At 72.2% G+C, this 23,283-nt stretch carries 23 protein-coding genes; 10 read left to right on the top strand and 13 right to left on the bottom strand.

Features of this window, described 5'->3' with window-relative positions; translation table 11 throughout:
* Positions 1 to 83: 83 nt before the first annotated feature.
* The 3 genes from ACZ5DC_RS18570 to ACZ5DC_RS18560 all read right to left on the bottom strand — a co-directional run bounded on the left by ACZ5DC_RS18570 (position 84) and on the right by ACZ5DC_RS18560 (position 2,768).
* The gene (locus ACZ5DC_RS18570) at positions 84 to 914 is read right to left on the bottom strand and encodes a MetQ/NlpA family ABC transporter substrate-binding protein (protein ID WP_468653949.1); all 831 of its coding nucleotides are present in this window, start codon (positions 912 to 914) and stop codon (positions 84 to 86) included.
* A gap of 85 nt (positions 915 to 999) precedes the next feature.
* On the bottom strand, positions 1,000 to 1,737 hold the full coding sequence (locus ACZ5DC_RS18565) for a methionine ABC transporter permease (RefSeq protein ID WP_468653947.1): 738 nt from the start codon (positions 1,735 to 1,737) through the stop codon (positions 1,000 to 1,002).
* On the bottom strand, positions 1,734 to 2,768 hold the full coding sequence (locus tag ACZ5DC_RS18560) for a methionine ABC transporter ATP-binding protein (protein WP_468653945.1): 1,035 nt from the start codon (positions 2,766 to 2,768) through the stop codon (positions 1,734 to 1,736). Before ACZ5DC_RS18560 ends, ACZ5DC_RS18565 begins: the two co-directional genes overlap by 4 nt.
* Before the next feature lie 530 nt (positions 2,769 to 3,298).
* On the opposite strand from ACZ5DC_RS18560, the gene ACZ5DC_RS18555 reads away from it, so the two are divergent.
* Both ACZ5DC_RS18555 and ACZ5DC_RS18550 read left to right on the top strand, forming a co-directional pair.
* The gene (locus ACZ5DC_RS18555) at positions 3,299 to 3,658 is read left to right on the top strand and encodes a hypothetical protein (RefSeq protein ID WP_171158062.1); all 360 of its coding nucleotides are present in this window, start codon (positions 3,299 to 3,301) and stop codon (positions 3,656 to 3,658) included.
* A gap of 1 nt (position 3,659) precedes the next feature.
* Positions 3,660 to 4,079: a hypothetical protein gene (locus tag ACZ5DC_RS18550; RefSeq protein WP_366750841.1), complete on the top strand. Its 420-nt coding sequence runs from the start codon at positions 3,660 to 3,662 to the stop codon at positions 4,077 to 4,079.
* 72 nt (positions 4,080 to 4,151) lie between these two features.
* Here the strand turns inward: ACZ5DC_RS18550 and ACZ5DC_RS18545 are convergent, their stop codons facing one another.
* The 3 genes from ACZ5DC_RS18545 to ACZ5DC_RS18535 form a co-directional block, all read right to left on the bottom strand.
* Positions 4,152 to 4,649, bottom strand: a complete 498-nt coding sequence (locus tag ACZ5DC_RS18545) for a GNAT family N-acetyltransferase (RefSeq protein WP_468654187.1) — start codon at positions 4,647 to 4,649, stop codon at positions 4,152 to 4,154.
* A gap of 45 nt (positions 4,650 to 4,694) precedes the next feature.
* Positions 4,695 to 5,201: a sigma-70 family RNA polymerase sigma factor gene (locus ACZ5DC_RS18540; RefSeq protein ID WP_468653943.1), complete on the bottom strand. Its 507-nt coding sequence runs from the start codon at positions 5,199 to 5,201 to the stop codon at positions 4,695 to 4,697.
* Between the two features lie 124 nt (positions 5,202 to 5,325).
* Complete coding sequence (locus ACZ5DC_RS18535) at positions 5,326 to 6,504, bottom strand: glycerophosphodiester phosphodiesterase (protein WP_468653941.1); 1,179 nt, start codon at positions 6,502 to 6,504, stop codon at positions 5,326 to 5,328.
* A 268-nt stretch (positions 6,505 to 6,772) separates the two neighbouring features.
* Here ACZ5DC_RS18535 and ACZ5DC_RS18530 point away from each other — a divergent pair, with 268 nt between their 5' ends.
* Both ACZ5DC_RS18530 and ACZ5DC_RS18525 read left to right on the top strand, forming a co-directional pair.
* The gene (locus ACZ5DC_RS18530) at positions 6,773 to 7,525 is read left to right on the top strand and encodes a lysophospholipid acyltransferase family protein (RefSeq protein ID WP_468654185.1); all 753 of its coding nucleotides are present in this window, start codon (positions 6,773 to 6,775) and stop codon (positions 7,523 to 7,525) included.
* A 146-nt stretch (positions 7,526 to 7,671) separates the two neighbouring features.
* Positions 7,672 to 9,324 carry a multicopper oxidase family protein gene (locus ACZ5DC_RS18525; RefSeq protein WP_468653939.1) on the top strand — a complete coding sequence of 551 codons (1,653 nt, stop codon included), beginning with the start codon at positions 7,672 to 7,674 and terminating at the stop codon, positions 9,322 to 9,324.
* 82 nt (positions 9,325 to 9,406) lie between these two features.
* Here the strand turns inward: ACZ5DC_RS18525 and ACZ5DC_RS18520 are convergent, their stop codons facing one another.
* From ACZ5DC_RS18520 to ACZ5DC_RS18500, 5 genes are all read right to left on the bottom strand, one after another.
* Positions 9,407 to 10,930 (bottom strand): MFS transporter, encoded by a 1,524-nt coding sequence (locus ACZ5DC_RS18520; protein WP_468653937.1) that lies wholly within the window; start codon positions 10,928 to 10,930, stop codon positions 9,407 to 9,409.
* Positions 10,927 to 11,478 carry a TetR/AcrR family transcriptional regulator gene (locus ACZ5DC_RS18515; RefSeq protein WP_468653935.1) on the bottom strand — a complete coding sequence of 184 codons (552 nt, stop codon included), beginning with the start codon at positions 11,476 to 11,478 and terminating at the stop codon, positions 10,927 to 10,929. Before ACZ5DC_RS18515 ends, ACZ5DC_RS18520 begins: the two co-directional genes overlap by 4 nt.
* An 84-nt stretch (positions 11,479 to 11,562) precedes the next feature.
* Positions 11,563 to 12,534: an aldo/keto reductase gene (locus ACZ5DC_RS18510; RefSeq protein WP_468653933.1), complete on the bottom strand. Its 972-nt coding sequence runs from the start codon at positions 12,532 to 12,534 to the stop codon at positions 11,563 to 11,565.
* Between the two features lie 92 nt (positions 12,535 to 12,626).
* Complete coding sequence (gene argH, locus ACZ5DC_RS18505) at positions 12,627 to 14,060, bottom strand: argininosuccinate lyase (protein ID WP_468653931.1); 1,434 nt, start codon at positions 14,058 to 14,060, stop codon at positions 12,627 to 12,629.
* A gap of 114 nt (positions 14,061 to 14,174) precedes the next feature.
* Positions 14,175 to 15,368, bottom strand: a complete 1,194-nt coding sequence (locus ACZ5DC_RS18500) for an argininosuccinate synthase (RefSeq protein ID WP_468653929.1) — start codon at positions 15,366 to 15,368, stop codon at positions 14,175 to 14,177.
* Between the two features lie 172 nt (positions 15,369 to 15,540).
* Between ACZ5DC_RS18500 and ACZ5DC_RS18495 the strand changes: the two genes are divergently transcribed.
* The 3 genes from ACZ5DC_RS18495 to ACZ5DC_RS18485 all read left to right on the top strand — a co-directional run bounded on the left by ACZ5DC_RS18495 (position 15,541) and on the right by ACZ5DC_RS18485 (position 17,408).
* Positions 15,541 to 15,990 (top strand): hypothetical protein, encoded by a 450-nt coding sequence (locus ACZ5DC_RS18495; protein ID WP_468653927.1) that lies wholly within the window; start codon positions 15,541 to 15,543, stop codon positions 15,988 to 15,990.
* A gap of 122 nt (positions 15,991 to 16,112) precedes the next feature.
* Positions 16,113 to 16,700 (top strand): pyridoxamine 5'-phosphate oxidase family protein, encoded by a 588-nt coding sequence (locus ACZ5DC_RS18490; protein ID WP_468653925.1) that lies wholly within the window; start codon positions 16,113 to 16,115, stop codon positions 16,698 to 16,700.
* 3 nt (positions 16,701 to 16,703) lie between these two features.
* Entirely contained in the window at positions 16,704 to 17,408 is a 705-nt protein-coding gene (locus tag ACZ5DC_RS18485; RefSeq protein WP_468653923.1) for a L,D-transpeptidase family protein, read from the top strand.
* A gap of 157 nt (positions 17,409 to 17,565) precedes the next feature.
* Here ACZ5DC_RS18485 and ACZ5DC_RS18480 read toward each other — a convergent pair whose 3' ends face one another.
* Both ACZ5DC_RS18480 and ACZ5DC_RS18475 read right to left on the bottom strand, forming a co-directional pair.
* Positions 17,566 to 19,038: a sensor histidine kinase gene (locus ACZ5DC_RS18480; RefSeq protein ID WP_468653921.1), complete on the bottom strand. Its 1,473-nt coding sequence runs from the start codon at positions 19,036 to 19,038 to the stop codon at positions 17,566 to 17,568.
* 20 nt (positions 19,039 to 19,058) lie between these two features.
* A complete protein-coding gene (locus tag ACZ5DC_RS18475) occupies positions 19,059 to 19,799 on the bottom strand; it encodes a response regulator transcription factor (protein ID WP_468653919.1) in 741 nt (246 codons plus the stop codon).
* Between the two features lie 156 nt (positions 19,800 to 19,955).
* On the opposite strand from ACZ5DC_RS18475, the gene ACZ5DC_RS18470 reads away from it, so the two are divergent.
* From ACZ5DC_RS18470 to ACZ5DC_RS18460, 3 genes are read left to right on the top strand one after another with little or no spacing between them, the layout of a single operon-like run.
* On the top strand, positions 19,956 to 21,317 hold the full coding sequence (locus tag ACZ5DC_RS18470; protein WP_468653917.1) for a ferredoxin reductase family protein: 1,362 nt from the start codon (positions 19,956 to 19,958) through the stop codon (positions 21,315 to 21,317).
* A 40-nt stretch (positions 21,318 to 21,357) separates the two neighbouring features.
* Positions 21,358 to 21,840 (top strand): FMN-binding protein, encoded by a 483-nt coding sequence (locus tag ACZ5DC_RS18465; protein ID WP_468653915.1) that lies wholly within the window; start codon positions 21,358 to 21,360, stop codon positions 21,838 to 21,840.
* A gap of 59 nt (positions 21,841 to 21,899) precedes the next feature.
* Positions 21,900 to 23,282, top strand: coding sequence for a ferredoxin reductase family protein (locus ACZ5DC_RS18460; RefSeq protein ID WP_468653913.1), 1,383 nt, complete (start codon positions 21,900 to 21,902; stop codon positions 23,280 to 23,282).
* Position 23,283 lies beyond the last annotated feature (1 nt).

Here is a 23,283-nt window from a genome sequence, read left to right as displayed (position 1 = left end):
GTGAGGGAGTGGACCCCGTGCGTCGCGAGGACGGCGGTGGCGCCGGCGGCGAGGGTGCCGTCCGTGCCGCCGCCCCTGACGGCTCAGAAGGACGGGATGACCGAGCCCTGGTACTTGTCCTCGATGAACTTCTTGACCTCGGGCGAGGTGAGGAGCTTGGCGAGCTTCTTCACGCGCGGGTCCTTCTGGTTGCCCTCCTTGACCGCGAGGAAGTTGCCGTACGGGCTGTTCTTCGCGGACTCCAGGACCAGGGCGTCCTTGGCGGGCTTGATGCCGGCGGAGATGGCGTAGTTGCCGTTGATCACGGCCGCGTCCACGTCGTCCAGGGAGCGCGCGGTCTGGGCCGCCTCGACCTCCTTGAACTTGAGGTCCTTGGGGTTCTTGGTGATGTCCTGCGGGGTCGCCTCGGTGCCGACGCCGTCCTTGAGGGTGATGAGCCCGTTGGCGGCGAGCAGCTTCAGGGCGCGGGCCTCGTTGACGGCGTCGTTCGGGACGGCGATGGTCGCACCGCTCTTGAGGGCGTCGACCTTCTTGACCTTGTGGGAGTACAGGCCGAGCGGCTCCAGGTGCACCGTGACGACGGGCGCGATGTGGGTGCCGCGCTTCTTGTTGAAGTCGTCCAGGTACGGCTGGTTCTGGAAGTAGTTGGCGTCCACCGAACCGTCCTCGGTCGCCGTGTTCGGCGTGATGTAGTCGGTGAACTCCTTGACCTCCAGGTCGAGGCCCGCCTTCTTCGCCAGCTTGTCCTTGACGAAGTTCAGGATCTCGGCGTGCGGGGTCGGGCTCGCGGCGACGACCAGCGGGCCGCTGTAGTCGGAGGAGCCGGAGTCCTTGTCCGAGCCGCAGGCGGTGAGCCCGAAGGTGACGGCTCCGGCGGCGAGGACGGCGGTGGTGATCTTGGCGGTGTTACGCACGAAAAGTGCCTTTCCTTAAGGGTGGTGCGGCCCCGGATCAGGGGCTGTCGGCGAAGCGCCGTCGTTGCGGGGTGGTGGTGGAAGCTCAGGCGACCTTGCTGACGTCGGCCGCCGCCGGCTCCTTGGCCTTGAGCAGGCGGAGCTTGGGCGCCGGGCCCGACCGGCCGCCCCGGCTGTACAGGGAGCGGGCCGCGAAGTCGCCGGCGAACTGGATGAGGGAGATGACGACGGCCAGGATGGCGACGGTGATCCACATGAGCTGGGTCTCGAAGCGCTGGTAGCCGTAGCGGACGGCGAGGTCGCCGAGGCCGCCGCCGCCGACGGTGCCGGCCATGGCGGAGTAGCCGATGAGGGCGATGAGTGTGGTCGTGGTGGAGGCGATCAGCGAGGGCAGGGCCTCGGGGATCAGGACCTTGCGGACGACCGTCCAGGTGTTGCCGCCCATGGACTGCACCGCCTCGACCAGGCCGTGGTCCACTTCGCGGACGGCCGTCTCGACCAGGCGGGCGAAGAACGGGATGCCGCCGATGGCGAGCGGCACGATCGCGGCGGTGGTGCCGATGGTCGTGCCGGTGACCCAGCGGGTGAAGCTCATCAGCGCGACCATCAGGATGATGAACGGCATGGACCGGCCGATGTTCACGACCTGGCCGACCACCTTGTTGGCGACGACGTTCTGGACCAGGCCGCCCCGGTCGGTGACGACGAGGAGGAGGCCGAGCGGGAGGCCGGCCGCGACGGCGATCAGGGTGGACCAGAGCACCATCGTGAGCGTCTCGGAACACGCCTGGGACAGCAGCGGCTGCATCTCGGACCAGGTCACTTGGCACCTTCCTTCACCAGCAGGGCCTCCTGGCCCACCACGTCGATCTGCAGGCCCTGTTCGCGCAGGAAGCCGACCGGCACCACGTTGTCCTCGTAGCGGCCGGGCAGTTCGATGCGCATGCGGCCGATCTGGAGGCCGCCGACGGTGTCGATGGCGGCGCCGAGGATCGATATGTCGATGTTGTAGGTGCGCGAGAGCTGGGAGATGACGGGCTGGGTGGCGGCCTCACCGTGGAAGGTGATGTCGAGGACGGTCCGGTCGCTGTCCGTGGCCTCGCCGCCGACGGGGAACAGCGCGGCGGCCAGCTCCGAGCCCGGGGTGGCCAGCAGCTCGCTGACCGTGCCGGACTCCACGATCCGGCCCCGCTCCATCAGGGCCGCGGAGTCGCAGATCGACTTCACGACGTCCATCTCGTGGGTGATGAGCAGGACGGTCAGGCCCAGCTGCCGGTTCAGGTCGCGCAGCAGCTGGAGGATGGAGCGGGTGGTCTCCGGGTCGAGGGCGCTGGTGGCCTCGTCGGAGAGCAGCACCTTGGGGTCGCCGGCGAGGGCGCGGGCGATGCCGACGCGCTGCTTCTGGCCGCCGGAGAGCTGGGCGGGGTAGGCCTTGGCCTTGTCGGCGAGGCCGACCAGGTCGAGCAGCTCCAGCGCCTTGCGGGAGCGGGCGCGGCCGGACTGGCCGAGGATCTCCAGCGGCAGTTCGACGTTGTCCTGCACGGTCCGCGAGGACAGCAGGTTGAAGTGCTGGAAGACCATGCCGATCCGGCTGCGGGCCCGGCGCAGTTCCCTGCCGGCGCGCGGGCCGCGTCCGGCCAGGGCGGTGAGGTCCTGCCCGGCGACGGTCACGGTGCCGGAGGTGGGGCGCTCCAGCAGGTTGACGCAGCGGATGAGCGAGGACTTGCCGGCGCCGGACTGGCCGATGACGCCGTAGATCTCGCCTTCGCGGACGTGGAGATCGACGCCGTCGAGGGCGGTGACCTCACGGCCGCGGGAGCGGTAGACCTTGGTCAGGCCCGAGGTGGTGATCACGTGGGTTTCCGTCACTGTCGAGTGCGCGGGCGTGGGTGTGCCCGGGCACGGGTGCATGCGGTTCCGGCAGGGGGGAGGGTGCGTCTCGTACGGCCTACGGTGCACGGACATGCCGGGGGTCTCGCTTCGGGGCGCGAGGCTCAGCTGATGCGGGGGCCCTCTAGAAGGCGCACATTCGACACATCAGGCGACACATACAACGAGCACCGGGCGTCAGGGTCGCCTCGGTCGCAAGGGTGCGGCAGCTCGTCGTGGTCATGTGAGAAGTAAAGCAGACGAACGGTCCTGACCAGCCGCCGCTGTCCGCATGCTGGACAGCGGCGGACAGTCACGGTGGGACACCTGGCCAGGCACGATGGCCCCGCTCCCCCCTCCCTCACCAGTGCGGACAAGGGCGGCGGTGCCCTCCGCCGGGCCGGCGTCCGGTGCGGCCGCCCGGTGCGTTGTGGCCAATGCCACGGTGGCCGCGGCGGACCGCGTACGGCGGGGGCGGGGACGATGGGCCGTTTCCGCCGTAATAAGGTCACGGCATGCTCAATGCCCTGACGCTGGTGACCGGGGTCGCCGCGCTGCTGCTCGCCGCCTGGTGCGGCTGGGCCGCCTACCGTGATCAGCCGACCAAGGACTGGCACTTCATCGGCATGGCCGTGGTGTCGCTGCTGGCCCTGGTGCAGCTGGTCATCGGGATCGTGGCGCTGGCGCGGGGCGAGAAGCCGGAGCAGGGCACGACGATCTTCGTGGCGTATCTGCTGGGTGCGTTCGCGTGCGTTCCGGCGGCGGGCTTCATGTCGCTGGCCGAGCGGAGCCGCTGGGGCTCGGTGACGGTGGCCGCCGGCGGTGTGGTGCTGGCCGTGCTGGAAGTGCGGCTCTTCGACATCTGGGGAGGCTGAGGTGACGGTGGCGCAGGAGAAGCCGGCCCGTTTGATCAGCGGGCCGGGCATGCTGCTCGTCTGGTTCTACGGCGTGATGGTGGTCGGCGCCGTGTCGCGGTCCGCGTACCAGATCTCCACGGAGTTCGACCGGGCGCCGCTCGCGTACTCCCTGTCCGCCGTGGCCGGCGTGGTGTACGGCTTCATCACGTACACGCTGGTGCGCGGCGGGGAGACGGCTCGCCGGGCGGCGCTGGTGTGCTGTGCGGCGGAGCTCGCGGGCGTGCTGATCGTCGGTACGTGGACCCTGGTCGAGCCGTCCGCGTTCCCGGACGCGACGGTGTGGTCGAAGTATGGGATGGGGTACGTCTTCATCCCCGTGCTCCTGCCGCTTTCCGCGCTGTACTGGCTGCGGAAGGCGTCGGTCCGGAGGGGCGCCTGAGGGACGTGGGCCGCCGCGGGCACGGCGCGGTCGCTCGGGCGGCCGGCCGCGCCCCGTCCGGGGCGCGTGTCCTCACGCCGTCTGCGCGTACGCGCCCGCCTGCTTCTCCAGGACGATCATCTCCACGCCGTCGGCGCCCTTGGCCCTGCCGACCGTCTCGTAGCCGGACCGGCGGTACAGGCGGAGGTTGCCCTCGCTGCGGTGGCCGGTGAAGAGGCGGAACCGGGTGGCGCCGCGCTCGTCCGCCAGCGCGGCCTCGGCCGCGCGCAGCAGCCTCGCGCCGATGCCGTGGCCCTGGAGGCGGGGGTGGACGCAGAGCTTGCCGATGGCCGCCGCGCCGTCCTCGGTGACCCTGCCGCGCACCGAGCCGACCACCTCGTCGCCGAGCCGGGCGACGAAGACGCAGTCGGAGGCGACCTCCGCGCGGACGGATTCCAGGGTCTGCACGAGCGGGTCGATGCGGTAGTTGCCGTACAGCGCCGCCTCGCTCTGGAAGCACAGGTACTGGAGCCGGAAGATCTGCTCCGCGTCCTGTTCGGTCGCCACCGAGATGGTCACGCTCATGCCCATGTGCGCATGCCTCCCGCTCACCTGATCACCTGTCGTCCCCCACTCCTATCCCCGCGCTTCGCGTGCCGCAACCTCCGATGTGAGCAATCGGCGCAGACATCCGAGACATCTGGAGCGTTCCGGGCCGAGACTGCCCTGTGAGATACCCAACTCCCCCGCGATCTCCCGGTAGGTGGGGTCCTCGGGCGACAGCAGCGCCTCCAGGAGACGGGGGCAGCGGCCGGGCAGGCGGCGCACCGCGTCCCGCAGGGCGCGGTGCCGGGCGGTGGTCAGGGCATGCTGCTCCGGCCCGGCGCGCAGGTCGTCGGCCGGGTCGGCGCCGTAGGGCCGTTCCAGGCGGGTGGTGCGGCGGGTGCGGCGGGCCTCGGCGCGGACCGCCTTGCGCAGCCAGCCGTGCGGGTCCGGCGGTGGCCCGTCGGTCTCCAGCCGCTCCAGGAGCCGCAGCCAGACGGCCTGTTCCAGGTCGCCCGGCTCGCCTCCCCAGGCATATGCCTCGGCCGAGGCCTCGGCGGTGAGCAGGGGGTGCAGGGAGGCGACCAGGTCGTGCGTCATATGCGGAACGACGAACCGCCCCGGCGGAGGGTTGCCGGGGCGGCGCACAGTCAGCCCGAACGGGGTGCCGGGCGGCGCGGCGGTTGACGCGCCGGGGTGCCGCCGGCCGTCCGGACGGGAGCCGTCAGCCCTTCAGGAAGTCGGCGCGGGCGAGCAGTCCGGTGTCGGCGTTGTCGGTGAAGACGCCGTCGATCCCGGTCGCGAAGTACGTCTTGAAGGCGCCGAAGACATCGCCGTAGGCGTCGGCCGCGGTGCCCTTGCGGTACTCGGCCGGCAGGAAGGGGTTCTCGTTCCGCATGGTGTAGGGGTGCAGGATGAGGCCGACCTTGTGCGCGTCGGAGACCAGCGTGGTCGGCTCGGCCAGGGTGCCGTCCGCCTTCTTCGGGATGACCAGGTCCAGGGTCGGGCCGATGCCCTGGGCGTAACCGGCGATCTCGCGCAGGCCCTTGGGCGTGATGAGGTCGGCGACCGTGCGGGGGTCGTTCGCCTCGACGAAGTCGTACGGGCGGCTGTTCGCGGAGGAGAGCAGGACGACGAGCGGGTTGTCGACCAGCCGGTTCAGCCGCTGGATGCTGCCGGGCTCGAAGGACTGGAGGATGACCGGGGAGTTCCGGCCGTCCTTGCCGTACTTGCGCAGCAGCTTGGCCACCCGCTCCTCCAGACCGAGGCCCAGCTTGCGGAAGTAGGTGGGGTGCTTGGTCTCCGGGTAGATCCAGACCTGCTTGCCGCGCTTGCGGGTCTGCTCGTCCTGCCACCGCAGGACCTCTTCGAAGGTGGGGATCTCCCAGCGGCCGTCGTAGAGGGTGTTGTGCGGCCGGTTGGCCGGGATGCGCTCGACGGCGCGCAGCGTCTTCAGCTCGGCGAGCGTGAAGTCCTCGGTGAACCAGCCCGTGGTGGGTACCCCGTCGAGCACCTTGGTGGTCCTGCGGTCGGCGAACTCCGGGTGGGAGGCGACGTCCGTGGTGCCGCCGATCTCCGGCTCGTGCCGGCAGACCAGGTGGCCGTCCTTGGTGGGCACCAGGTCGCCCGCCTCGACGATGTCGGCGCCCAGGTCCAGGGCCAGCTCGTACGAGCCGAAGGTGTGTTCGGGGCGGTAGCCGCTGGCACCCCGGTGGCCGATGACCGTCGGCACCGGCAGGCCCTTCAGTCCGCGGCCGCCTCCGTGCCCGGCCGTCCGGGCCTCGGCCGCGCGGGCCGTGCCGGACAGTCCGAGGACCGCTCCGCCCGCGCCGAGCACCGCGGCGCCGAGCAGCGCCCTCCGTCCCGTCGTCTGCGTCTGCTCGTTCGCCTGGTCGCTGTCCATGAGCGCTCTCCTGCCGCCTTCGTCCATCGGTGCGGCCCGATCGTAGGGGCGTGCACATGACGGGAGGGAGGCTCCGGTCCGAACAGCCGGGTGCCGTCGGATGTCCTGCGAACGGCGGAAGGTGACGTGTCGTCGCCAGGCCGGCGGCTCCCGTGCGGCGCGATGTCCGTCACATCGGCGCGCGGCGGTCACCCGCCGTCCCGCGCACGCCACCGCAGGTAAACCCGCGTCAACACTTCGTAAGACCTCGGTGAACCGGACGTCCCCGATGTGCGCGCGGCCCGGCGCCGCGAGTAATGTCCTCACCTGCACAGACTCATATCGCCCCCCTTTGACATCGGAGGACCCGTTGTCCCGCTTCGCGCTCATCAAGGCAGTGCTCGGACCGATCATGCGCCTGATGTTCCGCCCACAGGTGGAGGGCGTGGAGAACATCCCCGGCGAGGGTCCGGTGATTCTGGCCGGTAATCACCTCACGTTCATCGACTCGATGGTGCTGCCGCTGGTCAGCAAGCGGCAGGTGTGCTTCATCGGCAAGGACGAGTACGTCACCGGCAAGGGCGTCAAGGGCCGGCTGATGGCGTGGTTCTTCACCGGCGTCGGCATGATCCCGGTGGACCGCGACGGGGCGAGCGGCGGGGTGGCCGCGCTGATGACCGGGCGGCGCATCCTGGAGGAGGGCAGGATCTTCGGGATCTACCCGGAGGGCACGCGCTCGCCCGACGGACGCCTGTACCGGGGCCGCACCGGAATCGCCCGCCTCACGCTGATGACCGGTGCGCCGGTGGTGCCCTTCGCGATGATCGGCACGGACAAGCTCCAGCCGGGGGGCCGGGGCATCCCGCGGCCCGGCCGGGTCACCGTCCGCTTCGGCGAGCCCATGGAGTTCTCGCGGTACGACGGCATGGACCGGGACCGGTACGTGCTGCGGGCGGTGACGGACTCGGTGATGACCGAGGTGATGCGGCTGTCCGGGCAGGAGTACGTGGACATGTACGCCACGAAGGCGAAGGCCGCCTAGAGGGTCCGTCAGACGGCCCCCGGACGCCTCGGCGGACCGGTGCCGGACCGGCCGCCGTCCGCCTGCCGGTGGAATCTGCCCCCGACACATCGGGCATTCGGCCGTATCGGACGGCCATATGACCACACAACATGTCTGATTCAGACATGTCCAAACCTTCTCGGCGTACTCTGCTCCGTACCCCGGTCGCCGTCGCCGGCGCGGGATTCCTGGCAGCCTGCACCAGCTCCGGTTCCGATCCCAGTTCCGGCCCCCAACACTCGCACGGCGGGGAGAGGTTCGTCCCGGCCGGACCCCGGGGGTACGTCAACCCTTCGGATCCGGAAGTCCTGGCCGCCGAGCGCAAGCGCGGGGCCGGCCGCGAACGCACCTTCAGCTTCACCGCCGCCGAGGCCAAGCTGGACCTGGGCGGACGTTCGGTCCGCACGTGGGCGTACAACGAGGAGGTACCCGGCCCGCTGGTGCGGGTCACGGCCGGCGACGTGCTCGACCTGACGCTCACCAACCGGCTGCCGGCCACGACCACACTGCACTCCCACGGAGTGCGGCTGCGCTGCGACATGGACGGCGTGCCGGACCTGACCCAGCGGGCCATCCACCCCGGGAGCGACTTCCGCTACCGCTTCGTCGTCAAGCACCCGGGCACCTACCTGCTCCACTCCCACGTGGGGATGCAGCCCGACCGGGCCCTGTACGCGCCGCTCATCGTCGACGACCCCAAGGAGCCCCTCTCCTATGACAAGGAGTGGGTCGTGGTCCTGGACGACTGGCTCGACGGCGTGCAGGGCTCCACGCCCGAGGGCGTCCTGAGCCAGCTCAAGCCCGGCGGCGCCACGGACATGGGCGGCATGGACATGGGCGGCATGGCCATGGGTCCCGGCCACGGCGGCCCGAGCGCCCACGGGCCGGACGCGCACCGGTCGGGGTCCGGGAAGTCCGCGGGGAGGTCCACGGGCCCCAACCGGGTGCTGCACGACTCCCACAGCCGCATGCTGAACGGGGAGGGCGGCAGCGTCGCCTACCCGTACTACCTGGTGAACGGGCGCCTGCCGGACGATCCGTCGGTGTTCCGCTGCCGTCCCGGCGACCGGGTGCGGCTGCGCATCATCAACGCCGGTTCCGAGACCGCCTTCCGGGTCGCGCTGGGCGACCACGCGATGACCGTCACGCACACCGACGGCTACCCCGTGAAGCACAAGAGGACCGACGCCCTCCTCGTCGGCATGGCGGAGCGGTACGACGTGCTGATCACCGCGCGGGACGGGGTCTTCCCCCTGGTCGCGCTGCCCGAGGGCAAGAAGGGCCGGGCCGTCGCCGTCCTGCGCACCGGCAAGGGGAGCGGGAACCTGCCCCGGGCCGACGTCCACCCGCACGAACTCGACGGCAACACCGTCCCCGCCCGCCGTCTGCTGCCCGCCGACTCGGTGGCGCTCACCGACCGGGACCCCGACCGGGAGATCCGCATCCGGATCACCGGCACCATGCAGAAGTTCGACTGGGGGTTCGACCACAAGCCCTACTCCCCGCAGCAGCGCCACCCCGTCCGCGCCGGTGAGCGGGTGCGGCTCACCCTCATCAACGCCACGGGCATGTGGCACCCGATGCACCTGCACGGGCACACGTTCTCGTTGAAGGGGTTGGATTCCGTCGGGGCGCTCAAGGACACCGCGCTGGTGCTGCCGCACCGCAAGCTGGTCCTCGACTTCGACGCCGACAATCCGGGGCTGTGGATGCTGCACTGTCACAACCAGTACCACTCGGAGAGCGGCATGATGACGGTGCTGGGCTACAAGCGCTGAGTCCGGGGTGGTCCGGCCGTGCTCCGGGCGCGGCCGCGTGGCGGCTCGTCGCGCGGTCGCCCGCGCACCCGGGCCGGCCGGATCACCCGGACCCTTCCAGCGCCTGGTCCTTCAGCAGGAACCACGCCGCCGCCGACGCCGCCAGCAGGACCGCCGCTCCCGCTCCGGAGGCCAGGTGCAGGCCGTGGACGAAGCTGTCCCGGGCCGCGTCCAGAAGGGCCTCCGACGCTTGCGGGGACAGGTGCGCCGCCGCCTCCACCGCCGCGCCCAGCGACTCGTGGGCGCCGGCCGGGGTGCCGGACGGGCCCGCGAAGCCGCGGTAGACGCCGGTCACGATGGAGCCCAGCAGCGCGATCCCCAGGGCGGCGCCCAGTTCGTACGCCGTCTCGGACACCGCCGAGGCCGCGCCCGCCTGGTCCTTGGGGACGCTGGAGAGGATGACGTCGGCGGTCACCGTGAAGGAGAAGCCCGCGCCGACGCCCACGACCAGCAGGGCGGTCCCGAGGACCGGGTAGCCGGTGGACTCGCCGAGGGTCGTCAGCGCGGCCAGGGCGGCGCCGACCGCGGCCAGGCCGCCGGAGACCACCGCACGGACCGAGAAGCGCCGGGCGGCCCGGCCCGCGACCAGACCGGCCGTCACCGCGCCCACCGCGGCGGGCAGTTCGGCCAGGCCCGCCTCGAACGGGCGCCGGTCCTGGACGAGTTGCAGGTACTGGGAGAGGAAGAACACCAGGCCCGACATGCCGAGGACGGTCAGCAGGTCGGCGAGGACCGCTCCGCTGAAGCCAGGGCGGCGGAACAGCCGCATGTCCAGCAGCGGGACCGGCATGGTCAGCTGGCGGCGGACGAAGCCGTACAGGGCCGCCGCGCCCAGCAGACCGGCGCCGAGGCTGGTCCCGGTCAGGCCGTGGGCGGCGGCCTCCTTGACCGCGTAGACCAGGCCGATCACGCCGGCCAGCGAGAGCAGGACGCTGCTCAGGTCCCAGGGACCGGGGTGCGGGTTGCGGGACTCGGGCAGGGTGCGGATGCCGACCAGGACCAGGACCGCCATCACCGGCAGGTTGATCAGGAAGACCGAGCCCCACCAGAAGTGCTCCAGCAGGAACCCGCCGACGATCGGGCCGACGGCCGTGCCGGCGGAGGCGGTGGCGCCCCAGATGCCGACGGCGAGGCTGCGCTCGCGCGGGTCGTGGAAGATGTTGCGGATCAGGGCCAGGGTGGCGGGCATCAGGGTCGCGCCGGCGACGCCGAGCAACGCGCGGGCCAGGATCATCAGTTCGGGCGTCGTCGCGTAGGCGTTGAGCACGGACAGCGCGCCGAACGCCGTGGCCCCGCCCAGCAGGATCCGCTTGCGGCCGATGCGGTCGCCGAGGCTGCCCATGGAGACCAGCAGACCGGCGATGACGAAGGAGTAGACGTCGCCGATCCACAGCAGCTGGGTGCCGGAGGGGTTCAGGTCCTCGCTGATGTAGGGGGTCGCCAGGCCGAGGACGGTGGCGTCGACGGCCACCAGCAGCACGGCCAGGACGAGGACGGAGAGCGCGACCCAGCGGCCCGGACGCCTCACCGCCCCGGTCGTGTGCGCCGGCCGCACGGTGCTGGTCATGATTCCTCTCTTCGCACAGCGCCGCCGAGCAACAGCTCGGCGATCATGGTCGGGAAGTCCCGGGAGGCGACGCGGCCGTCCAGGGTGGCCCAGGCGCAGGAGGCGATCAGTCCGTACAGCGCCTCGGTGAGCCAGACCGGGCTGAGGTCGATGCGGAACTCGCCGTCGCGCTGTCCGCGCTGGAACAGGGCGCCGATCCGGGCGTCCAGGCGCTGCCAGCCCTCGTTCTGCCGGTCGCCCTCCCACAGCTGGCTCTCGCCGTACAGGAACGCGAGCAGTCCGGCGGCCGGCTGGATCTCGCGGACCAGCCTGCGGACGGCCTCGGCGGCGGACCCCTCCTCCGGCCGGGCCCGGTCCAGCGCCCCCTCGCACTCCGCGATGCCGAGCTGTTCCAGGGCCCGGACGAGCGCGTCCCGGCCGGCGAAGTGGCGGTGCAGCGTGGCGCGGCTGATCCCGGCGGCCTTGGCGACCTCGTCCATGGTCGCGGTGGATCTGCGGGTCAGCAGGGCGGCGGCGCTGCGCAGCACGTGGTCACGATCGAGGGCCATGAGACAAAGGTAGCCCATGTGAGACATCCATGTCTCATGCGGAGCGCACATGCCTCACGAAGGGTGGTCGGAGCGGGGTGCTCGTCAGTGCCAGGGCAGCTGCCCGCGCCGCTCCCAGTAGGCGCGCGGGTCCTCCGCCAGCGCGTCCAGGCGGGTCAGCTGGTCCTCGTCGAGGTCGACGGCGGGGGCGTGCAGGTTGGAGGCGAGCTGCGGGACGGTCGCGGCGCCGGAGAGGACGACTCCGGTCCAGGGCCGGCGCAGGATCCAGGCGAGGGCGACGGCGTCACAGCCCATGCCGGTCTCGGCGGCCACGGCCTTCAGCGCGTCCGGGGCGTGCGGCTCGGCCAGCCGGCCGTTCGCCATGCCCTCCTTGACGATCACGGTGAGCCCGGCGTCGTGCGCCTCGGCGAGGGCGGGGCCGGCCGACGTCTCCAGGGCGTTGTACGTCGACTGCACGGTACGGAAGAGGGGTTCGCCGCCGACCGTGACCGCGAGGGCGGCACGGATGGCGTCGGCCTGGGCGGGGCCGCTGGTGGAGAAGCCGACGGTGAGCCCCTGGGCGGCGGCTTCCGCCAGCCTGGCGTGCAGGTCCTTGTCGGCAAGGGCCGGGCTGTCCGGGGTCACCGAGTGGATCTGGTAGAGGTCGAGACGGGCGCCGAGCAGGGCGTCGGTCTCGGCGCGCTGCCGTTCGTAGGTGGCGAGGCCGTGGTCCTTGACCTCGTGCCGCTCGGCGTCGGTGGACCAGCCGGCGGTGTAGGTGTAGCCCCACTTGCTGCCGACGACCACGTCGCCGGCCTCGGGGTGGGCGTTCAGCCACTCGGCGAGGAACTCCTCGGAGCGGCCGTAGGAGCGGGCGGCGTCGACGTAGCGGACGCCCTGGGCGTAGGCGGCGTCGAGGAGTTCGTGGGTCCGGGTGCGCAGTGCCTCGACGCTGCGGTCGTCCCCGAGGTCCTCGTCGCGGCCGAGGTTGATGTAGCCGGGGCGGCCCACCGCGGCCAGGCCGAGTCCGATGTGGCAGGTGGGGGTCGTCGCTGTGGCCAGTCGCGCGAAGGGCATCGCGGGCTCCGTTCGGTCGGCTCGGTGGGGCTCGCGACCAACGTAACCCGCGATGCCCTGGTGATCGCGGTGCAGGGGCGGTGGGCTGCCCCTCAGCCCTGCTTCTTCGCCTCGGCCCACCGGTGCTGGGCCGCCACGTCCGCCTTGACCTCCGCCAGCTGGACCGCGACCGCGCTCGGGGCCGTGCCGCCGCGCCCGTCGCGGGAGGCGAGGGCGCCCGGGACGCTGAGGACGGAGCGGACCTCCGGAGTGAGATGCGCGGAGATCTTCGCGAACTGCTCGTCCGTGAGGTCGTCCAGCTCCTTGCCCTCCGCCTCGGCGACCTTGACGCACTCCCCCGCGACCTCGTGCGCGACACGGAACGGCACGCCCTGCTTGACCAGCCACTCCGCGATGTCGGTGGCGAGGGAGAAGCCGGCCGGGGCCAGTTCCTCCATGCGCTCGCGGTGGACGGTGAGGGTGGCGACCATGCCGGTGAAGGCGGGGAGCAGCACCTCGAGCTGGTCGCAGGAGTCGAAGACCGGCTCCTTGTCCTCCTGGAGGTCGCGGTTGTAGGCGAGGGGCAGTGCCTTGAGGGTGGCGAGGAGCCCGGTGAGGTTGCCGATCAGCCGGCCGGACTTGCCCCGGGCCAGCTCGGCGATGTCCGGGTTCTTCTTCTGCGGCATGATCGACGAGCCCGTGGAGAACGCGTCGTGCAGCGTGACGAAGGAGAACTCCTTCGTGTTCCAGATGATGATCTCCTCGGCGATCCGGGAGAGGTTCACGCCGATCATCGCGGTGATGAAGGCGAACTCGGCGACGAAGTCCCGGGAGGCCGTGCCGTCGATGGAGTTGGCGGCGCTGCCGCGCTCGAAGCCGAGGTCGCGCGCGACCGCCTCCGGGTCCAGGCCCAGGGAGGAGCCGGCGAGGGCGCCGGAGCCGTACGGCGACACGGCCGTCCGCTCGTCCCACTGGCGCAGCCGCTCGGCGTCCCGGGACAGGGACTGGACGTGCGCCAGGACGTGGTGGGCGAAGAGCACCGGCTGGGCGTGCTGGAGGTGGGTGCGGCCGGGCATCGCCACGTTCGGGTGGGCCTCGGCGAGGCCGATCAGGGCGTCCTGGAGGTCGGCGATCAGGCCGCCGATGATCCGGGCGTGGTCGCGCAGGTACATGCGGAAGAGGGTGGCGACCTGGTCGTTGCGGGACCGGCCGGCGCGGAGCTTGCCGCCGAGGTCGGGGCCGAGGCGCTCCAGGAGGCCGCGCTCCAGGGCGGTGTGCACGTCCTCGTCGGCGATCGTGCCGACGAAGGTGCCGGCCGCCACGTCGGCCTCCAGCCGGTCGAGTCCGGCGAGCATGCGCTGGAGCTCGTCCTCGGTGAGGAGTCCCGCCGTGTGCAGCACGCGCGCGTGGGCACGCGAGCCGGCGATGTCGTAGGGGGCGAGCCGCCAGTCGAAGTGGACGGACGCGGACAGCTTCGCCAGGGCCTCGGCCGGACCGTCGGCGAAACGGCCGCCCCACAGCCGTACGTCACCGCTGTTGCTGCTCACTTGCGTTGCTCCTCGAAGCTCTAGGTGTGCCACCGCCTCCCCACCTTTCCAGGCGAGGAGGCGGCTGTCAGGCTGATGCGTGTGAGGTGAACCCGTGCGTGTGACCGGTCGCGGCTACGCCAGGTCCCGCTTGGCCGCGATCTTCGACGACAGGCTGTAGATGTCGATGAAGCCCTTGGCCGCCGACTGGTCGAAGGTGTCGCCGGTGTCGTAGGTGGCGAGGTTGAAGTCGTACAGCGACTCCTGCGAGCGCCGGCCGGTGACGACGGCGCGGCCGCCGTGCAGGGTCATCCGGATGTCGCCGGTGACGTGCTGGTTGGCCTCGTTGATGAAGCCGTCCAGGGCGCGCTTGAGCGGGGAGAACCACTGGCCGTCGTAGACCAGTTCGCCCCAGCGCTGCTCGACCTGCCGCTTGTAGCGGGCGAGTTCGCGCTCGACGGTGACGTTCTCCAGCTCCTGGTGGGCGGTGATCAGGGCGATGGCGCCCGGGGCCTCGTACACCTCGCGGGACTTGATGCCGACGAGGCGGTCCTCGACCATGTCGATCCGGCCGATGCCCTGGGCGCCGGCGCGCTCGTTGAGCTGCTGGACGGCCTGGAGGACGGTGACGGGCTTGCCGTCGATGGCGACGGGGACGCCCTCCTTGAAGGAGATCACCACCTCGTCGGCCTCGCGCGGGACGGCCGGGTTGGAGGTGTACTCGTAGATGTCCTCGATCGGGGCGTTCCAGATGTCCTCCAGGAAGCCCGTCTCGACCGCGCGCCCGAAGACGTTCTGGTCGATGGAGTACGGGGACTTCTTGGTGGTGGCGATCGGGAGCTGCTTCTCCTCGCAGAAGGCGATCGCCTTGTCCCGGGTCATGGCGTAGTCACGGACCGGGGCGATGCACTTGAGGCCGGGGGCGAGGGCGACGATGCCGGCCTCGAAGCGGACCTGGTCGTTGCCCTTGCCGGTGCAGCCGTGGGCGACGGTGGTGGCGCCGTGCTTCTCGGCGGCGGCGACGAGGTGCTTGACGATCGCCGGCCGGGACAGCGCGGAGACCAGCGGGTAGCGGTCCATGTAGAGGGCGTTGGCCTTGATCGCCGGGAGGCAGTACTCGTCGGCGAACTCGTCCTTGGCGTCGGCGACCTCGGCCTCGACGGCGCCGCACGCGAGGGCGCGCTTGCGGATGACGTCCAGGTCCTCGCCGCCCTGGCCGACGTCGACCGCAACGGCGATGACCTCGGCGCCCGTCTCCTCGGCGATCCAGCCGATGGCGACGGAGGTGTCCAGACCGCCTGAGTAGGCGAGTACGACGCGCTCGGTCACGGGTTTCTCCTCACAGTGCATTCGCTGACATGCATGAGTATGCAGAACTCTGCATGATTCGTCAATCTCCGCTGGGGTTGAACACGCGCAACCGCTTTCTCGTACTCCCCGCCGGACGCAGGCGCCGCGTTCGTCCGACGACGACACTCCCCGACCCGAGTGAGGCATTCGCATGTCCAGGGCTCTTCCGAAGTACGACAGGCGTCGCGTGGCGGTCATCGGCGGCGCCGCCGCCGCGGTGCTGTCCGGCGCGGTGATCGCCGGCTCCGCCCTCGCCGGCACCCCCGGCGGGGACGACGGCGCGGCCGGTGCCCGCACCCTGGCGAGCCCCGGCACGATCACCTGCCCGGACGTCGCCTCGAAGCTGCCCGCCGTCCCCGCGTCCGCGAAAGCCGAGGTCGACCGCGACCTCACCCTCCTCCAGACCCAGATCAAGGAGGCCGACACCCGGCTGGCCGACACCGTCGGCCAGGGCGGACCCGACTTCGTGAACAACGCGATCCTCGGCCCGCTGAAGGACAAGCGCGCCTCGACCATCGACCGCATCGTCATCGCCATCGGCCGCGCCTCCGCCAGGCCGGCCGGGCTGGACCCGCTGGCCGCCTGCACCCTCACCCGGTGAGGTGACAGGCAGCCGTGGCCGCCCCGTGGAAGCGCCGGCCGGGGCGGCCACGGTGAACCTCTCCGCGCCGGATCCGGCAATTACTTAGACAGTCGAAGAACCTTTGCCGATACTCGGCAGACATGGGAAAGACCTATGAGCGCATAGACGGCCGGCTGCGCACGTTCATCGAGGAGCAGCCCCTCTTCTTCACCGCGACCGCTCCGCTCTCCGGCGACGGCACGGTCAACCTCTCCCCCAAGGGCCTCAAGGGCTCGTTCGCCGTCCTCGACGAACTCACCCTGGCCTACCTGGACTTCGCCGGGTCCACCGCCGAGACCATCGCGCACCTCAGGGAGAACGGGCGGATCACTTTGATGTGGTGCGCCTTCCAGGGCCCGCCGAACATCGTGCGCGTGCACGGCCGGGGCGAGCCCGTCTTCCGTGACGACCCGCGCTTCCCGGAACTGCTCGCCCTCTTCCCGGACATCGACCCGGGCCGGCACGGGCTGCGCGCGGTCATCGTGGTGCACGCCGAACTGATCCGGGACAGCTGCGGATACGCCGTCCCGCACATGGCGTACGAGGAGGACCACGAACTGCACGGCAGGCGCTTCGCCCGCGAGGACGACGTCTCGCTGAACGCGTACTTCGAGAAGAAGGAGCACATCGCCACTAGCCTGGACGGCCTACCCGGGCTGCCGTTGCCGCTGCCGCCCTCTACCGTCTGAGCCATGCGCCCCGGTGTGCTCCTCGCCCTCGTCTCCGCCTCGGCCCTCGCCCTGCTCGGCGCCGCTCCCGGCGGCGGCCCGGTGCCGCTGCCCGCCGGGATGGCGGACACCGGCGGCGGCCGCCAGCTGATCGTCGCCCAGGCCCCGGACACCGCGGCCACGACGGGCACGGTCAGCTGGTGGGACCTGCGGGACGGCCGGTGGGTCCGGGCCGGCTCCGCACCGGCCCGGTTCGGGGCGGGCGGGCTCGTCGACGGCGCCGCCCGCGTCCAGGGCACGAACACGACACCGACCGGGCTGTACGGCCTCCCCTTCGGCTTCGGGACCAAGGCCGCGCCGGCCGGCACACGCGTCGCGTACCGCCCGGTCCGGGACAGTTCCTGGTGGTGCCAGGACAACGACTCCCGCTCCTACAACCGCTGGGTCGACCCGCTCCCCGCCGACTGCCGCGCCGCCCAGTCCGAGCACCTGGCCGACTACGGCACCCAGTACGCGTACGGCCTCGTCATCGCCTTCAACTACGACCGGCCGGTGCGCGGACGCGGAGCCGGGATCTTCCTGCACGTCAACGGCCGCGGCGCGACGGCCGGTTGCGTGTCGGTGCCCCAGGACGCCATGCGCCGCATCCTCACCTGGACCGACCCCGCGGCGAAGCCGCACATCGCGATCGGCACGGAGAAGGGGGCCACGGCGGTCGGCCGTTACTGAAGACGACGGTGGTTCGGGTCGCCCCGGTGCACCGCTGACCGCTGAGGCCCTCGCCACCCGCGCGCGGTCCTAGCGCTCGGGCGCCGCCGCGTACGAACGCCTCGCCCCGCTGAGAGGGCTGGGCGCCCTGTTCCGGCCGGAGCTGTGACAGCGCCCGTCAGGGCGCCGTGGGCAGCCTCACCGTGAACGACGTGGCACCCGGCCGGCTCTCCAGTTCCACGTTCCCCCCGTGTGCCTCCGCCACCGCCGCCACGATCGACAGGCCCAGGCCCGCTCCCCCGCCGGGGGCATCGGTGCGGCGGCGGTGTTCCGCCCGGGTGAAGCGTTCGAAGACGGTGGGCCGGACGTCCTCCGGGACGCCGGGGCCGTCGTCGTGGACGGAGAGGGTGGCGTGGGCGGTGCCCGCCTCCACAGTGACCGTCACCTTGGTGCCGGCCGGTGTGTGCAGACGCGCGTTGGCCAGCAGGTTGGCCAGCGCCTGGTGGAGGCGGTGGGCGTCGCCCGGCACCGTCACCGGTTCCTCGGGCAGGTCCAGGGTCCAGCGGTGGGCGGGGCCCGCGGCGCGGGCGTCCGTCACCGCGTCCAGGACCAGGCGGGTCAGGTCCACCGGCCGGCGTTCCAGCGGGCGGCCGGCGTCCAGGCGGGCGAGCAGGAGCAGGTCGTCGACCATCTCGCCCATGCGGGCGGACTCGGCCGTGATGCGGCTCAGGGCGCGGGTCACCTGCGGGGGCACGGGACCGGGGTGCAGGAGGGCCAGCTCGGCGTGGCCGCGGACGGAGGCGACCGGGGTGCGCAGTTCGTGGCTGGCGTCGGCGGCGAAGCGCCGTAGCCGCTCCTCCACGGCGTGCCGCTTGGTGAGCGCGTCCTCCACGTGGCCCAGCATGCGGTTGAAGGCCGTGGCCACCTGGCCGACCTCGCCGTGCGGGTCGGTGTCCGGGGCCCGTGGCGGCAGCGCGACCTCGCCGCTGGCCAGCGGGAGTTCACTGACCCGGGTGGCGGTGGCGGCGACCCGGCTGAGCGGCCGGAGCGACCAGCGGACCCAGCAGGCTCCGGCCACGCCCGTGACGACCAGGGCGAGGCCGAAGACGACGCCGGCCACCAGTTCCAGCCGGTGGACCGCGGCCTGGACCGGCTCCAGGGGGAGGCCGACGAGCAGCACGTCCCCGTCCCGGCCCGGGGAAGCGACGACCCGGTAGTCGTGCAGGGCGGACAGGGCGACGGTGTGGGGTCTGCCGTCGGCCGGTACCCGGGCCAGCCGGCCGGCGTCTCGCGCGCTCAGGTCGACGTCCAGGTCGGCGGCGGGGTCCCCGGAGCGGATCAGCCCCGTGTTGGTGACCGTGCCGTTCAGCAGGCGGGCGCCGAAGGTGCCGGTGGCCATGCGGCGGGTGTCGCCCTGTTCGTCGCCGTCGTGGTCGTCGCGTGCGTGGGGCAGCAGGCCGTCGTGTTCCAGGCTCTCCGGGAAGCGGGTGCCGACCTGGGTGAGCTGTTCGTCCAGGCGCTGGGTGAGGAAGCCGTTCAGTTCCACGACCGCGGCCAGGCCGACGGCCGCGCAGCTCACCGCGAGCAGCGTCACCAGTCCGACGGTGAGCCGGGCCCGGAGGGTGCGGGGACGCCCGGTACGGGAACGCACAGCACGGGGACGCGGCGGGGTCACCTGGTCACCGGCTTCAGGACGTAGCCGGCGCCGCGCACGGTGTGGATCATGGGTTCGCGGCCCGCGTCGACCTTCTTGCGCAGGTAGGAGATGTACAGCTCGACGACATGCGCCCGGCCGCCGAAGTCGTAGGACCAGACCCGGTCGAGGATCTGCGCCTTGCTGAGCACCCGGCGCGGGTTGCGCATGAGGAAGCGCAGGAGCTCGAACTCGGTCGGCGAGAGGTCGATCAGCTCGCCGGCCCGGGTCACCTCGCGGGCGTCCTCGTCCATCACCAGGTCCCCGACGGCCAGCCGCGGGCCCTCCTCGTGCGTGCGGGCCATGCCGGCCCGGCGCAGCAGGCCGCGCAGCCGGGCGACGACCTCCTCCAGGCTGAAGGGCTTGGTGACGTAGTCGTCGCCGCCCGCGGTGATCCCGGCGATACGGTCCTCGACCGCGTCCCGCGCCGTCAGGAAGAGCACGCACACGTCGGGCTTCACCTCGTGCAGGCGGCGCAGCACCGCGAAGCCGTCGGTGTCGGGGAGCATCACGTCCAGAACGACGGCGTCGGGCATCAGCTCGCGGGCGGCGGCGAGGGCGGCGGCGCCGTCGCCGGCCGCGCGCACCTCCCAGCGCTCGTAGCGCAGGGCTCCGGTGAGCACCTCCGCGAGGTCGGGGTCGTCGTCGACGACGAGGACGCGCAGCGGGGTGCCGTCGGGGCGGGTGAGTGCGGGGCGGCCTGAGGGGGTGGTGTTCATCGCGTCTCCCAGCATCGCCGGTCCGCGGGGCCGGGGATGCGGCGGCCGACTCTGAGTTTCCTGTGAGTACGCCCCGGCGGGGCCTCGCTCAGAGCTGTTTCAGAGCTTCGCCCCGCACAGTGGCCTGGCCGACGCACGAAAGGACGGCGACATCGTATGACCACCGTGGAGACGCGGCGGGCGGCCCCGGCCCCGCCGCTGCCCGTGACCGCACGGCGCTCCCCCGCCGGGCCCGTGCTGGCCCTGCTGTGGGCGGGCGCGGCGGCCGTACTCGCGCTCTGGTGGGCGGACACCGGGTCCGTCGTCGGGGCGGCCGGGTGGCTGACCGGGGCCGGGCGGATCGCCGGGCTGCTGTGCGGGTACGCCTGCGCGGTGCTGGTCGGGCTGATGGCGCGGGTGCCGCTGCTGGAGCGGCGCGTCGGCTCGGACCGGGTGGCGCGCTGGCACGCGCAGGCCGGCCGGTACACCGTCTGCCTGCTGCTCGCGCACGTCGTGCTGATCCTCGCCGGGTACGCCGCCCAGGACCGTGCGTCCCTCTGGCACGAGACGGTGACCGTCGTCCTCGACTACCCGGAGATGCTGAAGGCCACCGCCGGCACGGTGATCCTCCTCGCGGTCGGCGTCACCTCGGCGCGGGCCGTGCGCCGCCGGACGAGCCACGAGTTCTGGTACCACGTCCATCTGCTGACGTACGCGGCCGTCTTCCTCGCCTTCGGGCACCAGCTGGCCCTCGGTGACCAGTTCAACGGCGCACCGGTCGCGACCGCCGCCTGGTACGCGCTGTACCTGGGCGTGGCGGCGCTGGTGCTGTGGTTCCGGGTCCTCGCCCCGGTGCGGCTCAACCTGCGCCACCGCCTGCGTGTGGACTCCGTCCACCGGGAGGCGCCGGGGGTGTACTCGGTCGTCGTCCGGGGGCGGCGCCTGGACGGACTGGGGGCGCGGCCGGGCGAGTTCTTCCGCTGGCGGTTCCTCGCCGAGGGCATGCGCCGGACGTCGACGCCGTACTCCCTGTCGGCGCCGCCGCGCCCGGACCTGCTGCGCATCACGGTCAAGGCGCTGGGCGACCACAGCGCGGCCGTCTCCCTGCTGCGCCCCGGCACCCGGGTGTGGGCGGAGGGTCCGTACGGCGCTCTGACCGCCGACCGGGCCGCCGGCCGGCGCACCCTGCTGATCGCCGCAGGTGTCGGCATCACCCCGCTGCGGGCGCTGTTCGAGACGCTCCCCGGCGAGGTGACGCTGCTGTACCGGGCGCGCTCGGCCGAGGAGCTGGCGCTGGGCGGCGAGCTGGAGGCGATCGCCCGCTGGCGCGGCGGGCGGGTGCTGTACGCGCTCAACGGTCCGGGCGGGGAGCGCCCGCCCCTGACGGCGGCATCGCTGCGCGCCACCTTCCCGGGTCTCGCCGACGACCTCGACGTCTTCCTCTGCGGGCCGCACGGTTTCGCCCAGGACGTGTACCGGGCGCTGCGGGAGGCCGGGGTGGCGGACGGCCGCATCCACCACGAGTCGTTCGAGCTGTGAGCCGGGGCAAGGCCCGCGAAGAGACGGAGAAGAGCCGGACATGCACGCGTTGAACAAGAACCGTCCCCTGCGCCGGATCGTGCTGGCGAGCGCCGCGACCGTCTCCGGGACGGTGCTGCTGCTGGCGCTGAAGCCGCACACGGCGCCCACGCCGGCGTCGGCGAGCACCAGGTCCCCGGCCGCGTCGAGCAGTCCGGCGCCCGGCTCCGGCTCCGGTTCCGGCGGCGACTCCGGCTCGGTCTCCAGGACCGCGACGGCCACCGGGGACACGGTGCAGACCCGCTGGGGCCCGGTCCAGGTGCGCGTCACCGTGCGGGACGGCAGGCTCACCGACGTCACGGCCGTCAGCTACCCGCAGGACAACCCGCGCGACCAGGAGATCAACAGCTACGCGCTGCCGCAGCTGCGGCGCGAGGCGCTGGCGGCGCAGAGCGCGGAGATCGACACGGTGTCGGGAGCGACGTACACCAGTGACGGTTACCGGCAGTCACTCCAGTCCGCGCTGGACTCGGCGGGGCTCTGAACACTCCCGTCGTGCGGCACGTATCTGTGGGCCAAGGGTCAAGTCCCCACGGAGGAACCGTGACCACCACGCTCGCAGGCGGACGTGCCGCCCGCCGACAGACGATGCGCCGCATCCGCCCGCGCCGCTCCCCGGCCGTACCGCTGCTGCTCGCCGTCTGGGCGGGCGCGGCGGCCGTGCTGTGGCTCTGGTGGCACAACACCCCGTCCATCGCCGACGACACCGGCCGCATCCTCGGCGCGGGCCGGATCACCGGTCTGCTGGCCGGCTATCTGATGGCGCTGGTCGTGCTCCAGATGGCGCGCGTGCCGGCGCTGGAGCGGCGGGTCGGCTCCGACCGGGTGGCCCGCTGGCACGCGATGAGCGGCCGGTACACGCTGTGCCTGGTCGTCGCCCACGTCTTCCTCGTCATGTGGGGGTACGCGCGCCAGGCCGGCAGGTCCCTCGGGGACATCGTCCAGCAGACCGCCGACTCCGTCGGCCAGCTGCCGGACATGGGCAAGGCGGCCGTCGGCACGGGCCTGTTCGTGGTGATCGGGCTGACGTCGATCGGCCCGGTACGCCGCCGGCTGCCGTACGACACCTGGTACCACGTCCACCTGCTGACCTACGCGGCGGTGTTCCTGACGTTCTGGCACCAGATCACCACCGGCAACGACTTCGCGGTTCAGCCCGCCGCCAAGACCTTCTGGTACGGCCTGTACGGCGCGGTCACCGCGCTGGTGCTCTGGTACCGGATCCTCACCCCGATCCGGCTGAACCTGCGGCACCGCATGTACGTGGAAGCGGTGATCGAGGAGACGCCGGGCATCGTGTCAGTGCTGATCGGCGGCCGGAAGCTGCACCGGATGGGCGCGGAGGCGGGCCAGTTCCTCCGCTGGCGGTTCCTCGCGCCGGGGATGCGGTTCAGCTCGCACCCGTACTCCCTCTCGGCCGCGCCGCGCCCCGGGATGCTACGGATCACGGTGAAGGCGATCGGCGACCACAGCGCCCGGCTGCGCGAGCTGGAGCCCGGGACGAAGGTGTGGGCGGAGGGCCCGTACGGCGCGCTCACCGCGCAGCGGCGCAGCCGGGGCAAGGTGCTGCTGGTCGCGGGCGGGGTGGGCATCACGCCGATGCGGGCGCTGTTCGAGACGCTGCCCGGCGCCGCCGGTGACATCACGCTCCTGTACCGGGCGAACACCACCCAGGACCTGGCACTGTGGGACGAGCTGGCGGCCATCGCCGAGGAGCGGGGGGCCCGGCTGATGTACGCGGTGAACAGCCCGGAGGGCGAGCGGCCGGACATCTCCGCAGAGAACCTCCGGCGGAAGATCCCGGACGTCGACCGGCATGACGTCTTCATGTGCGGTCCGCCCGGGTTCGCGCAGTCGGTGTACGAGGCACTGCGCGAGGCGGGGGTCCCCGCCCGCCGTATCCACCACGAGTCCTTCGAGATGTGAG

It is taken from the genome of Streptomyces sp. NPDC031445, assembly GCF_055581365.1.
The sequence above is the reverse complement of the archived record's forward strand: the minus strand, read 5'-3'. Positions and strand labels throughout refer to the sequence as shown.